The 13,134-nt window shown below is 32.1% G+C and carries 11 protein-coding genes; 3 read left to right on the forward strand and 8 right to left on the reverse strand.

All coding sequences use genetic code 11. The annotated features are described in order from the left end of the window. Positions 1-147: 147 nt before the first annotated feature. The 8 genes from B2217_RS12625 to miaB all read right to left on the reverse strand — a co-directional run bounded on the left by B2217_RS12625 (position 148) and on the right by miaB (position 8,425). Entirely contained in the window at positions 148-426 is a 279-nt protein-coding gene (locus B2217_RS12625; RefSeq protein WP_019975019.1) for a co-chaperone GroES, read from the reverse strand. Positions 427-585: 159 nt separating this feature from the next. Continuing rightward, positions 586-2,832 carry a reprolysin-like metallopeptidase gene (locus B2217_RS12630; protein WP_291122740.1) on the reverse strand — a complete coding sequence of 749 codons (2,247 nt, stop codon included), beginning with the start codon at positions 2,830-2,832 and terminating at the stop codon, positions 586-588. 5 nt (positions 2,833-2,837) lie between these two features. Continuing rightward, complete coding sequence (locus B2217_RS12635) at positions 2,838-3,260, reverse strand: hypothetical protein (protein ID WP_291122742.1); 423 nt, start codon at positions 3,258-3,260, stop codon at positions 2,838-2,840. Between the two features lie 104 nt (positions 3,261-3,364). Then, positions 3,365-3,715, reverse strand: a complete 351-nt coding sequence (gene secG / locus B2217_RS12640; protein WP_038332909.1) for a preprotein translocase subunit SecG — start codon at positions 3,713-3,715, stop codon at positions 3,365-3,367. Positions 3,716-3,719: 4 nt separating this feature from the next. Beyond that, entirely contained in the window at positions 3,720-4,940 is a 1,221-nt protein-coding gene (locus B2217_RS12645; protein WP_180905139.1) for a tetratricopeptide repeat protein, read from the reverse strand. A gap of 24 nt (positions 4,941-4,964) precedes the next feature. Continuing rightward, a complete protein-coding gene (locus B2217_RS12650) occupies positions 4,965-5,474 on the reverse strand; it encodes an LptE family protein (RefSeq protein ID WP_180905138.1) in 510 nt (169 codons plus the stop codon). Position 5,475: 1 nt separating this feature from the next. Further along, a complete protein-coding gene (locus B2217_RS12655; protein WP_180905137.1) occupies positions 5,476-6,747 on the reverse strand; it encodes a sigma-54 interaction domain-containing protein in 1,272 nt (423 codons plus the stop codon). A gap of 232 nt (positions 6,748-6,979) precedes the next feature. Continuing rightward, entirely contained in the window at positions 6,980-8,425 is a 1,446-nt protein-coding gene (gene miaB, locus B2217_RS12660) for a tRNA (N6-isopentenyl adenosine(37)-C2)-methylthiotransferase MiaB (protein WP_180905136.1), read from the reverse strand. 123 nt (positions 8,426-8,548) lie between these two features. On the opposite strand from miaB, the gene B2217_RS12665 reads away from it, so the two are divergent. The 3 genes from B2217_RS12665 to B2217_RS12675 all read left to right on the forward strand — a co-directional run bounded on the left by B2217_RS12665 (position 8,549) and on the right by B2217_RS12675 (position 13,117). Next, positions 8,549-9,343 (forward strand): hypothetical protein, encoded by a 795-nt coding sequence (locus B2217_RS12665; RefSeq protein WP_180905135.1) that lies wholly within the window; start codon positions 8,549-8,551, stop codon positions 9,341-9,343. Between the two features lie 85 nt (positions 9,344-9,428). Continuing rightward, a complete protein-coding gene (gene topA / locus B2217_RS12670; RefSeq protein WP_291100894.1) occupies positions 9,429-11,963 on the forward strand; it encodes a type I DNA topoisomerase in 2,535 nt (844 codons plus the stop codon). A gap of 2 nt (positions 11,964-11,965) precedes the next feature. Beyond that, complete coding sequence (locus B2217_RS12675) at positions 11,966-13,117, forward strand: hypothetical protein (RefSeq protein ID WP_291122746.1); 1,152 nt, start codon at positions 11,966-11,968, stop codon at positions 13,115-13,117. Positions 13,118-13,134 lie beyond the last annotated feature (17 nt).

A 13,134-nucleotide genomic window follows, 5' to 3' on the forward strand; every position in this document is an offset into this window, starting at 1 on the left:
TCTCTTGATTCAATATCGAATTTAATATCTTTTGCCATTTTTATTTATGTTTTGATGTCTTAAGTCTTAAGTCTTAAGTCGAATATGATTAAAAATTAAAAAATAAGTTACTTTGTACTTAATACATTTTACTTATTACAACTAAATTTAGATAATTGCCAAAATATCAGCTTCACGCATGATTAAGTAATCTTTACCTTCTAATTTTAATTCAGTTCCTGAATATTTACCGTAAAGAACTTTGTCACCAACTGCAACTGTCATTGGTTCGTCTTTTTTACCATTACCAACTGCAACTACAATTCCTTCTTGTGGTTTTTCTTTTGCTGAATCTGGGATAATAATTCCTGAAGCTGTTTTAGTTTCTGCTGGAGCAGGCTCAATAACCACTCTATCTGCTAATGGTTTAATGTTTAATTGTGACATATTTGTATTTTTTATTTTTTCTAAATTGATGATTTTTAATCAACGAAAAACGTGCCAATAGCCAATTTCTGCCATTATGGATAAGTTAATTGTAATGAGAAAAAATAAAAATGCCAAGCTGTCAGACAACTTGGCATTTAAAGTAATTTTTATGAATAATTATTTTTTGATAATCACTTTTTTCGTGAATTGTTCGTTACCTGCTTCAATCGAAACAATGTAAACACCATTTGATAAATTCGATAAATTAACTTGTTGAGATTTCGAAGAATTTAACGTGTTTGAATAAACTGTTCTTCCTGCTAAATCTGTCACCGTAATTTTACCTGATGTAAATGATTTTGTAAAATCTAAATTGATTATTCCATTTGAAGGATTTGGAGAAATTGTCGCTAAATCTTTTGAATTGATCTCAGAAGTTGCCAATTTATCAGAAATTTCAAAATTTGAAGCATTTACCGCTAAGAAAACATTATCAATTGCTTTAATCATAATGCGCGCTTCTTTTGTTAACGAAACATTCGTTGGAACTGTGAAATCATATTTTCCATTATTTGGAACTGATTCAGCTAAAACATAATCAAATGTTTTTCCACCATCAACTGATAATAAGATTTTTACGTTTTGTGTATCAATTCCGTTTGCATCCGTTCCCGCAACATCCCAAGTAATTGTAGCAGGATAATTTTGTGTCCAATAATCAGTTGTCGCTTGCGAAGTCACTTTGAATGGTCCGAAATCTTTTGTAACAAGAACAACATTCTTACGATCAGTTTGACCTCCTTTAGGATTGTTATCTCTAACTAAAAGAGAGAATTTTAGCGTACGAGCAACGCTTGGAATAACTTCCCAGTTCATAGGAGCTGGATTTGTCTCTAAAGTTAATTTACCATCAACAATTGATTGTAAATTAGGGAAGTATCTGTATCCTACTGTAGTTGGATTAAGAGATCGAAATGTTGGTCCATTTTTATTAGTAGATACAGGAGGTTGCGTAGCTATTTGTGTATCTGTTTGTTCCCAGTTGTATGTTATTGCATCTCCATCAGGATCAGTAGCTGTTGCTTCCAAAACAAAAGCAGTTGAGTGAGGAATGTTATATGACAATTTATCTAGAGCAATAACAGGCTCATTGTTTCCTGAATCAGTATTTACTGAACAACTTCCATTTGTAGAAGTAATAAAATTATATATATTACTAACACTTACAGTAGAAAAATAAGGGTCACTATTATTTTGTACATTAGGAGGACAAATACCAGCATAAGCCATAATGGTACTTCCACTACCAGGTTCAACAGCTGTAGCGCCTGAGCGATTTCCTCCACAAGAATTGTTAAAAGTATGTGGTGCTCCAAATTGATGTCCCATTTCGTGAGCTACATAATCGATATAGAAAGGATCATTTATTGGTGCTCCTAATCCAGTTACACCTCCTGCTTTAATTGTGCTACAAGGGCTTTGTAAGTAAGCTACTCCACCACCACCAGTAGAAAAAACATGGCCAATATCATAATTATCTACACCTATTTCTCTGTCTAAAACAATTTGATTTTCTTTTAGCATAGCACTTCCACTATTGTTGGTGTATTCATCTGTTGTAATAAAAATAATTTTATCATTATTTTCCACTAGTTCCATTGTTACACCAAACTCTTTTTCATAAACACCATTTACACGAGTCATAGCTACATTTATAGCTGAAATAACAGCTGCTAGTTTTTCTTCGTATGTACCAGATGATAATCCTGCTCTATTTACATGGTATCTAGAGTATTCTATAGTTGTCGCTAAAGCTAAACGGTATTTTCTCATTTTACCATCAATAGCAGTTTTATTCGTAGGTATATCATTTGTGATTTGATTGATTAATTTCTGTTGATATACATCATCTGTATGACAAGAAAAATTAATATTATCATCAACATTTTTTCTACTATAAGAAATGTAAGTTGACAAATCTTCCGTATAAGCATCAATATAAGAAATATCGTGACCATTCTGTATCATTGCACTAAAACCGTGATATGGAGAATAGCTAAAACGGATTGTAGCTTTTCCATCAACAGATTTCCCTACATAAGATTTAATAGTGTTATATTTCTCTTGTAATTTAGGCGCCATAATAGATGCTTCTTCAACAAGATATTTTGTTATTTCTCCATTTTCATTCGGAATGTTTACTAACTGAGCATTATTATTCCCTTTGTTGGCAATAGAATTTAAGTCATTAAGTAAACTTGTAACATCTAATTTAAATAATGTAAATTCTTTAGGAACAGTTGATCTTTCAACTAAATTAGTAGGTTGAAAATTTTTATTTTTCAATTCTTGCCAATGATTACTTTGCGCAAAAACCGAACTTCCTCCCATCAGAAGAGATAAGATAATAAATTTTGTTTTCATAAATTTCAATATTCTAGTGTTAAATAATTAATTTCTTTAGGTATTTCTATAAAAAATAAGTTGATAGATTTATCAGCTTCATCTTTATATTGATGTAGTTTTAAAATGTTTTTTTTAGAAGAACTAGTTAATTCTGAGATTTCGTAACGATCAATATCTTCTTTACAAATAACTGCAATATTTTTATTTGAGAAGTCAATTATTTCTAATGGAGCGTTTCGTTGTCCCGGAATAATTAATGACTTTTGAAATTCATCAAAATCTTTCATATTTGAGAAAACTTTTATTTCGTTTTTACACCCTTTGCCATCAAATGCAGTTCTAAAAATATTTAATTCATTCATAGAAATAGTTTTTAAAATTTTTTGTTGACCGCAATTAATAAGAAACAAAGATATTAAAGGTATAAAGAAGTAATAGTGTTTCATATTCAGTGTTTAGGACTAAATTATGAATAAATATTCAATATAAGGCATTAAAAAACGCGAATCATTCGATGATTCGCGTTTTTTAATTTATTTTCTTATCAAAATTACTTCGCTGGTTGAGCTGGTAATTGATTTTGACTTGCTCCGTTTGCAGCAGGTTGTGTTGGTAAATTATTAGCCGGTGCCGTAACATTTGGCTTAATTGGTTTTATCGCATTTGGATTTTCATGCGAAGCACTTGCTCCAATAATCAATACGATTACAGCGATAAATAATCCCCAAGTTGTGTTGTCTAAGAATTTATTTGTTCTTTGAACTCCAAACATTTGGCTTCCTCCACCACCTCCGAAAGTAGAAGATAATCCTCCTCCTTTAGGGTTTTGAGATAATACGATTAGTACTAATAATACACATAAAATCATGATAATAATCATGAAAAACTGAAATAGTCCCATTTTATTATTTAGAGTTTTTTAAATTTTCAATTTCTTTAATTCGATTTGCAAATAAACTATTTTTTTCTGGATATTTCAAAATTAATATCTTATAAGCTTTAATTGCCTTATCATATTTTTTTTGCTCAATATAAATCTGAGCCAAAGTTTCGGTCATCAAATCCGAATATTCTTCCGTGTTCTGAACGAAATTTGATGGTGTGCTGACTGGTGTAATATCCGTTTTTTTCATCGGAACGATTTTCGGATTTTTTTCCAAAAAGTCATCAATCAACTTATATTTTATTTCTCTTTCTGCAATTTCTTGCTCTTCTTCAATCTCTTGTTGTGTTTTTGATTGAGAAGGAACTTTTTTCAACCAATCTGAAAAAGAAAACGTCGATTCATCCGAATTATTTTCAATGATCTCTACTTTTTCTTCAACCATTTCAGGTTCAGATTCTTCAATTACTTCAGCATTTTCAGACAATCCTTCTACAATTTCTTCTTCCTGATTATCTTCTATTGTTACTATTGTTTTAATTACTTGCTGAGGTTCAGATTCAATAATTTCAATTCCAGAAGTTTGTTGAACAGCATTTTCGATATCATTCTCAGAAGTTAAATTTTCTTCTTTCGAATGATTTTCTACCACAACTTTATTCGTGATTTCAGCAACTTCGTTCAATTCTTCATCCGAAATAATATCAACCACATGATCTGTTCTCAATTCCGATTCTTCTGTATCATTTTCGATCATTTCGTCCACAATATCCTCATTAATTTCATCAGAATTTATGTCAGAAATAACCTCAATTTCTTGATTAGATTCTTCTTCCTTTTCTTCAATGATTTCATCAACAACTTCAACTGTTTCGTTATTGTTTTCGATGATTTCAGAAGTAGAATTTTCTAAAATAGGTTCAGAAATAATTTCGTTTTCAACTAATTCTTCCACTTTTTCTTCTTCCATTTTAGGAGAAATAGTTTCATTTTCTACTTTAACCTCTTTCTGAATTGGTTCCGAATTGATGTAATGATACAAATCGACACGATTGCTGCTGTGAATTGAAGTTTTGTTCAAATAATCCTCAAAAGAAGGATGATTTTCCTTTTTCAAACCATAAAGTAACAAAGCACGCAATGTGTAGAAATACGGATATTTTTCTACTTCTTTTTTAAGAAGTGGAATGTCCGATTTCTCAACTTCGTACGGATGTGCTACTAAATATTCAATTCTGGTCATTGCTCAAATATAAGGTTATTTTTTTTACCAATCCATCGCAATAGACGCAAAAACTTGGTCGCGAATATCATCAATAATTAATGGAACAATTGACGATTCTACAGCGCTTAACATCGCATTTCCGTCATATAATTGGAAAGCAGAAAATGTTCTGTCATAACTTTTTGATTCGTCTTTATTGTTGATATATCGAACTTTTACATAAATCGTCAAACGGTTTTTTGCTGCAATATCATTTGATTGAATTGCTTCAGGAACAACATCGTATCCCGTAATTTCACCTTCGATAATTAAGTCAGAATTTTCGTTAGAATTTAACTTCAATTTCGTTCTACTTCTAAAAATATCTTGAATTGCAATCGTTAAATCTTGACTTAAAGTAGGATTTTGTTGAGGTGCGTAATTCGGGAAAGTTGCCACATAAATTGTGTTCCAATCATCTTCAATTGCCGCTCCTGAAAGGGTATATCTTATACATCCTGTTAAACTAAAAATAGCAAAAATACTAAGGATGAATAGTTTTATTTTGTTCATATTACAAATGATATTGTTTGATTTTTCGGTACAATGTTCGCTCAGAAATTCCCAATTCGTCAGCCGCCATTTTACGTTTTCCTTTATGTTTTTCTAACGCCAATTTTATCATTTCCTTTTCGTTATCTTGCAACGAAAGTGACTCTGGTTCTTCGATTGGACTTACGTCGTATACATCGTTTGAATAATCGTATTGCGGTTGTTTATAACTTGGTGTGATTGGAGCAGATTTCGTTGGAACCAAATTATATTGACTTGGAACAAAATCTTCTTCTGGTTCGTTTTGATCTTGATAAACGCGCTGAATCAATTCTTGCGTATTACCATTAAAATCTTCCACATCTTTGTGTTTGATCAAATCTAATGTTAAAGCACGCAAATCGTTCAAGTCTTTTTTCATGTCTAATAAAACCTTGAACAATAATTCGCGTTCCATAAAATCAGAAGAACTTCCATCTTTCGATTTATTTGTAACCGTTAACATTGTTGAATTATTAGGTAATAATTCCATGATTTTTTCTAACGAAATCACACGGTCTTTTTCAACAACAGAAACCTGTTCAGCAAAATTTCTCAATTGACGCACATTTCCTGGCCAAGGATAATTTGCAATATAGTTTTGCGCTTCTGGAGAAAGCTCAATATGAGGCATTCGATATTTATTTGCAAAATCTGAAGCAAATTTTCGGAACAATAAATTAATATCTTCCTTACGCTCGCGTAAAGCTGGAATATCAATTTGAACTGTATTTAATCGATAATATAAATCTTCACGAAATTTACCTTTTTCAACAGCTTCTAATAGTTTTACATTCGTTGCAGCAACAACACGAACATTTGTTTTTTGAAGTTCTGAAGAACCAACTTTCATAAATTCGCCCGATTCCAAAATACGTAACAAACGCACTTGTGTAGCTAAAGGTAATTCACCAACTTCATCTAAGAAAATTGTTCCGCCATCTGCTACTTCAAAATAACCTTTACGTGTTTGTGTAGCACCTGTAAAAGCGCCTTTTTCGTGTCCAAATAATTCAGAATCTATTGTTCCTTCTGGAATCGCACCACAGTTCACCGCAATATAATTGTTGTGTTTGCGTGCTGATTGATTGTGAATAATTTTCGGAATAAATTCTTTACCAACACCACTTTCTCCGATGACAAGAACAGAAATGTCGGTAGGTGCAACCTGAATCGCCTTTTCTAAAGCACGATTCAAGGCTACATTATTTCCAATGATTCCAAAACGTTGTTTGATAGTTTGTAAAGAATCCATTTTTTAATTTTTTAGGTTTTCGAAAAATGATTTATCAAATTTCAATTATTGTCTTATTAAAACCGACATTTCGAGTGAAATTCTTTAGAATTTTGTATCGAGAAAAAGGTTTTAAACTATTAAAATTCTATTCTCGATACAATTTTTAATCATTTTATTCATAAAAATCACTCGAATTGACGAATTTTATTTTTAGTATACAATTGACAGATTGATTGTTGAAAAAGATAAATTAATCTTCAATCATTTCACCAATCAAAGTTGCCGTTGTACAGCTATTTGCTTTTACGTTTACAAAATCACCAACTTTAGTTCCTTCTACTTTAGGGAAAACTAAAACTGCATTTTGCGTATTACGTCCGTACCAGAAATTTTCGTCACGTTTAGAGTTACCTTCAATCAAAACTTCATGAATTTTTCCAACATAACTATTCATACGCTCAGCAGAATGTTTTTGTTGCATTTCGATGATTTCTTGTAAACGACGTTTTTTATCTTCTGGTAAAACATCATCAGGCATTTTTTTGTGCGCTGGTGTTCCAGGACGCTCAGAATAAGCGAACATATAACCGAAATCATATTTCACATATTCCATTAACGATAATGTATCTTTGTGTTCTTCTTCTGTTTCGCCACAGAAACCTGCAATCATATCGTGAGATAAAGCACAATCTGGAACGATACGACGAATTTTATCAATTAATTCGAAATATTCTTCACGAGTATGTTGACGATTCATACGTTCTAAAACAGTCGTAGAACCCGATTGAACAGGTAAGTGAATGTATTTACAAATGTTTTTGTGTTTCGCCATCATTTCTAATACGCTTTCTTCCATATCTTGTGGATTAGAAGTTGAGAAACGTAAACGAATATTAGGAAACTGCGTAGCAACCATGTCTAATAATTGCGCAAAATCTACAGCAGTCGCTTTCTGAATATCAGTTGCATTTTTGAAATCCTTTTTTGGTCCTCCACCATACCATAAATATGAATCGACATTTTGACCTAAAAGTGTAATTTCCTTGTAACCAGATTCTGCTAATTCTTTACATTCATTCAAAATTGAGTGCGGATCACGAGAACGCTCACGACCGCGCGTAAAAGGTACAACACAGAACGTACACATGTTATCACAGCCACGAGTAATCGTAACGAAAGCTGTAACGCCATTTCCACCTAAACGAACAGGAGAAATTTCGGCATACGTTTCTTCTTTTGATAATTGTACATTTACTGCATCACGACCATCTTCTACATCGTTGATTAAGTTTGGTAAATCGCGGTAAGCATCAGGTCCAACAACGATATCAACTAAATGTTCTTCTTCAAGAAATTTATGTTTCAAACGTTCCGCCATACAACCTAAAACACCAATTTTAAGACTTGGATTTTGTTTTTTGATCGCGTTTAAAGTTCCTAAACGTTTACGAACTGTTTGTTCCGCTTTTTCACGAATCGAACAAGTATTTAAAAGAATTAAATCTGCTTCGTCAACTTTTTGAGTGGTTTGGTAACCTTCGTTATTTAGAATAGATGCAACAATTTCACTATCCGAGAAATTCATTTGACATCCGTAACTTTCTAAGAATAATTTCTTTGTTGCATTACGAGTAGGAGCAGTCATCAAAGCCTCTCCTTGTCTTGCTTCATCTATATGTTTTTCTTCTGTATGCATTCTAAAATGGATATTTTATCGTGCAAAAATAATAAATCTATGTGACATATTGGCAGTAAAATTTTCTTTTGCATTTTATTAACATTTTGTAGATTTGAGGAAATCTAAAAAAAATATAAAACTATGGATGATAGAATTAGACAAAGAATAGAAGAAATTAAGCAACGTGGAGTTAATATAAACGTTGGAGATATTTTTTCAAAATCATGGGAAATTTTTTCGGGAATCGCATTATATGCAATTCTTGCAATTGTAATTACATTCGCAATTAGCTTCACAATTAATTTTATTTTAGGATTAATCATTTCGGTACCTACTTTTGCTATTTCAGATATGTCTGATGTAGATGAAGTTTATGCGGAAGCTTTATCTCCTTTAGCGTGGGTGAGTAATATTGTTAGTATTGTAGTTGCAGCAGCTTTAGCACCGATTACAGTAAGTATTTTGACAATGGCTAAAAAATTTAATAAACATCAAAATCCTGACTTTTCAGATTTGTTTATTCATTATAAAGATGGAAAATTTGGGGTGATTTTTACAACATATTTAGCTGTTCAATTTTTAGGATTCATAGGTATTTTATTATGTATTGTACCTGGGTTCATTTTCTATGTTACATCAATATTAGCAATTCCGTTTGTTTTGTTTACAGGTTTTACAACAACGGAAGCTATAAAATCAAGTGTAAGTATTTTATTTAAAAACTTCGGATCAGCATTTGTTTTTTGTTTGGCTTGTTTTGGAGTCGCAATTTTAGGAGCACTTGCTTGTGGAGTTGGATTATTAGTAGCAATGCCTCTAATCTATATTGCGACATATGTTTTATATGAAACAGTTATAGGAACAGAAGACGACGAACAATCAGAAATAGACAAAATCGGAACAGATATTTACAAGGATAATCCTTACATGAAATAGATAAAAATACGGAGCAGTTGAAAATCATTTTTGGCTGCTTCATTTTTTTGTTATTAATTTTGCAGAAATTTTTTAAGAAAACAATATGTCTAAAAATCTCGTTATTGTTGAGTCCCCAGCAAAAGCTAAAACCATTCAAGGTTTTTTAGGTGATGATTTTATCGTGGAATCAAGTTTTGGTCACGTGGTCGATTTACCAAAGAAAGGAATGGGAATCGAAATCGAGAATCATTATAAGCCAATATACGAAGTAACACCTGATAAAAAGGAGGTTGTAAGTAAACTAAAAAAATTGTCTTCGAAAGCCCAAACAATTTGGTTAGCATCCGATGAGGACCGCGAAGGAGAAGCAATTTCTTGGCATTTGTATCACGTTCTTGGATTAGAAAAGAAAGATACAAAACGTATTGTTTTTAATGAAATTACAAAAAAAGCGATTCAACGTGCGGTAGAAAATCCACGTCAAATTGATGAGAATTTGGTTGATGCACAACAAGCTCGTCGTGTTTTGGACAGATTAGTTGGTTTCGAAATGTCGCCAATTTTATGGAAAAAAATCAAACCAGGCTTATCTGCAGGTCGTGTTCAATCAGTTTCTGTTCGATTAATTGTTGAACGTGAAAAAGAAATTCAAAATTTTGTTCCAGTTTCGTCATATAAATTCATTGCAATTTTCGAAACAAATGAGGGAAGAACATTAAAAGCAGTTTTAACAAAAGAATTTTCTACGTTAAAAGAAGCCGAAGATTTCTTAGAAACATGTGTTGGAGCAGATTTTAAAGTAAATGATTTACAAAAGAAACCAGCAAAGCGTACACCTTCAGCACCATTTACAACATCAACTTTGCAACAAGAAGCATCTCGTAAATTAGGTTTTTCAGTTTCAAGAACGATGCGTGTCGCACAACAATTATACGAATCTGGACATATCACATATATGAGAACAGATAGTGTGAATTTGTCTGATGATGCATTAACAGCAGTAAAAGCTGAGATAGAATCTGCTTACGGAAACAAATATGTTGAGATAAGAAAATATAAAAACAAAAATTCATCTGCACAAGAAGCGCACGAAGCGATTCGTCCAACGCATTTCGAAAATCATTCAATAAATGCAGACGATTCTATGCGAAAATTGTACGAATTAATTTGGAAACGTACAGTTGCTTCTCAAATGGCAAATGCAGAATTGGAACGAACTATTATTGATATTGATAACAACAAAAACAACTTTATTTTCCAAGCAAAAGGAGAAATAATTGTGTTTGATGGTTTCTTAAAAGTATATCAAGAATCGTTTGACGACGAAGATGCAGATGATGATAAAGTGTTATTGCCAAGTGTAAAAGTAAATGAGCAATTGAAAGCAGATGAAATAAATGGTACTGAACGTTTTTCTCGTCCTGCGGCTCGTTATACAGAGGCATCTTTGGTGAAAAAATTAGAAGAATTAGGAATTGGTCGTCCGTCAACTTATGCACCAACGATTTCTACAATCCAAAATAGAGGTTATGTGGAAGTTGGTGAATTGGATGGTGAAGAACGAAAATATAATACCTTAACGTTAATCGATAATCAAATCAAAAAAGTTCAACAAAAAGAAATTTTTGGAGCTGATCGTCGCAAATTAATGCCAACTGATATCGGAATCGTGGTAAATGATTTCTTGGTTGATTATTTTACGAATGTGATGGATTATGATTTTACGGCGCGTGTCGAAAATAGTTTTGATGAAATTGCGGAAGGTAAATTGAATTGGACAAAAATGATTGATGAATTTTACACGAAATTTCATCATGTTGTAGAAGATGTTCAAGAAAATGCAGATCGTGCAACTGGAGAACGCGAGTTAGGAATTGATCCTGTTTCAGGTAAAAAAGTGCATGCACGTATTGGACGTTTCGGACCAATGATTCAGATTGGTGAAGCAGAAGATGAAGAAAAACCTCGTTTTGCAAGTCTTCAAAAACATCAATCTATTCATAATATTACCTTAGAAGAGGCAATGAAATTGTTCGAATTACCAAAAACTTTAGGTGAGTATAAAGCGCACGAAGTAGAAGTGAATATTGGACGTTTTGGACCTTATGTGAAATTTGATGATAAATATATTTCGATTCCGAAAGAGGAAGATCCAATGGATTTATCATTTGATCGTGCAGTAGAATTAATCGAAGAAAAATTAAAAGCTGATGCACCGATTGCACAATACGAAGGGTATGATGTAACAAAAGGAAAAGGACGTTTTGGACCATTTATCAAATGGAATGAATGGTTTATTAATGTTCCGAAAAAATACGATTTCGATCATTTATCTCAAGCTGATATTATCGAATTGATTGAAGATAAAAAACGTAAAGAATCTGAACGTGTTGTTCGCGAATGGTCAGAACAGGAAATTCGATTAGAGAAAGCGCGTTGGGGACGTTATAATTTGATTCAAGGAAAAATAAAAGTTGAGTTATCGAAAGAGACGAATCCAGAAGCGTTGACTTTGGCTGAGGTTGAAAAATTAATAGAAGCTGCGAAACCTAAAAAGAAAGCAGTGACTAAAAAAGCGCCTGCAAAAAAGACAACTGCGAAGAAAACGACAACTAAAAAAACAACGACTAAAAAGTAATAATGTACAACGACTTTTTAAAACCCGTTTCTGAAGAATTACAAGATTTTGCTAAATCTTGTAATTCTTTTGCGTTAGGACAAGCTATAAAATTTCGCGAAGATGTTATCGAAAGCGATGAAAAATCGAACGATAAAATTGCGATTATTGGTGTGACAGAATCTCGTTCGAAACAAAAAGATTTGATCGAAGATGTAGATTTTAGCCTTGTTCGTACACAATTGTACGAATTGCAAATGGGAAATTGGTCGATAGATTTGTACGATTTTGGCGATGTTGTTTATTATGATGATAAAGCCGAAACCGAAAAAGTTTTTAGAGAAGTTACCAACGGATTAATTCGTGATGGATATGTTGTTGTTATTTTGGGTGGAAACCCAAGTTTAGGTTATCAACAATATCGTGCTTATGACGAAATTGTTGATAAAGTTTATTACCTAACAATCGATCATAAATTACGATTAGGTAAAGATGAAGCGCAAACAACAGAAAATAATTATTTAACAAAAATTATTTCGAATGAGCCTTTCAATTTATTGGATTATACGAATATTGGTTTTCAAACATATTTTGTTGCGCAAGAAAAATTAGATTTGTTAGATCAGTTAAATTTTGATGCTGTTCGTTTGGGGGTAATTTCCGAAAATGTAAAAGAAATAGAACCTTATTCTCGAGATGCTAATGCAGCTTTGCTTAATTTATCGAGTTTGCAAGGTTCGGATTTCTCTTCTTCAAAAAATATGACGCCAAATGGATTTTCTTCGCGCGAAATTTGTGCGTTGACAAGATATTTAGGTTTCAGCAATAAATTGACTTCACTTTACGTTTGTGATTATATCGAAAATTATAAAAAATTAGATCATCTATTAATTTCGCAGATGATTTGGTATTTTATTGATGGGAAAAATCATCGTCCAGAGATAAAAAGTTTTGGTGATGCACAATATTTTGAGAAAATTTTTGTTCCTACAGAAGGATACAATTATATTTTTTATCGAAATATATTAACCAATCAATTGTGGATAGAAGTTGATAACACTGTTGATGGAGAGCGAAAATTTGAAATTATTCCATGTTCAGAAAAAGATTATGAACAAGCCTTGAATGGTGAAATACCGAATAGGTGGTGGAAATATTTCAAAAAATTTTATTAAAAAATAAAGAACAATTT

Source organism: Empedobacter sp. UBA7620, from assembly GCF_002484185.1.
GTDB classification, from domain to species: Bacteria; Bacteroidota; Bacteroidia; order Flavobacteriales; family Weeksellaceae; genus Empedobacter; species Empedobacter falsenii_C.

What these genes read in the sequence shown, in the direction of transcription:
- B2217_RS12625 (WP_019975019.1), bottom strand. Translation starts at nt 426, where the DNA reads ATGTCACAATTAAACATTAAACCATTAGCAGATAGAGTGGTTATTGAG.
- B2217_RS12630 (WP_291122740.1), bottom strand. Translation starts at nt 2,832, where the DNA reads ATGAAAACAAAATTTATTATCTTATCTCTTCTGATGGGAGGAAGTTCG.
- B2217_RS12635 (WP_291122742.1), bottom strand. Translation starts at nt 3,260, where the DNA reads ATGAAACACTATTACTTCTTTATACCTTTAATATCTTTGTTTCTTATT.
- secG (WP_038332909.1), bottom strand. Translation starts at nt 3,715, where the DNA reads ATGGGACTATTTCAGTTTTTCATGATTATTATCATGATTTTATGTGTA.
- B2217_RS12645 (WP_180905139.1), bottom strand. Translation starts at nt 4,940, where the DNA reads ATGACCAGAATTGAATATTTAGTAGCACATCCGTACGAAGTTGAGAAA.
- B2217_RS12650 (WP_180905138.1), bottom strand. Translation starts at nt 5,474, where the DNA reads ATGAACAAAATAAAACTATTCATCCTTAGTATTTTTGCTATTTTTAGT.
- B2217_RS12655 (WP_180905137.1), bottom strand. Translation starts at nt 6,747, where the DNA reads ATGGATTCTTTACAAACTATCAAACAACGTTTTGGAATCATTGGAAAT.
- miaB (WP_180905136.1), bottom strand. Translation starts at nt 8,425, where the DNA reads ATGCATACAGAAGAAAAACATATAGATGAAGCAAGACAAGGAGAGGCT.
- B2217_RS12665 (WP_180905135.1), top strand. Translation starts at nt 8,549, where the DNA reads ATGGATGATAGAATTAGACAAAGAATAGAAGAAATTAAGCAACGTGGA.
- topA (WP_291100894.1), top strand. Translation starts at nt 9,429, where the DNA reads ATGTCTAAAAATCTCGTTATTGTTGAGTCCCCAGCAAAAGCTAAAACC.
- B2217_RS12675 (WP_291122746.1), top strand. Translation starts at nt 11,966, where the DNA reads ATGTACAACGACTTTTTAAAACCCGTTTCTGAAGAATTACAAGATTTT.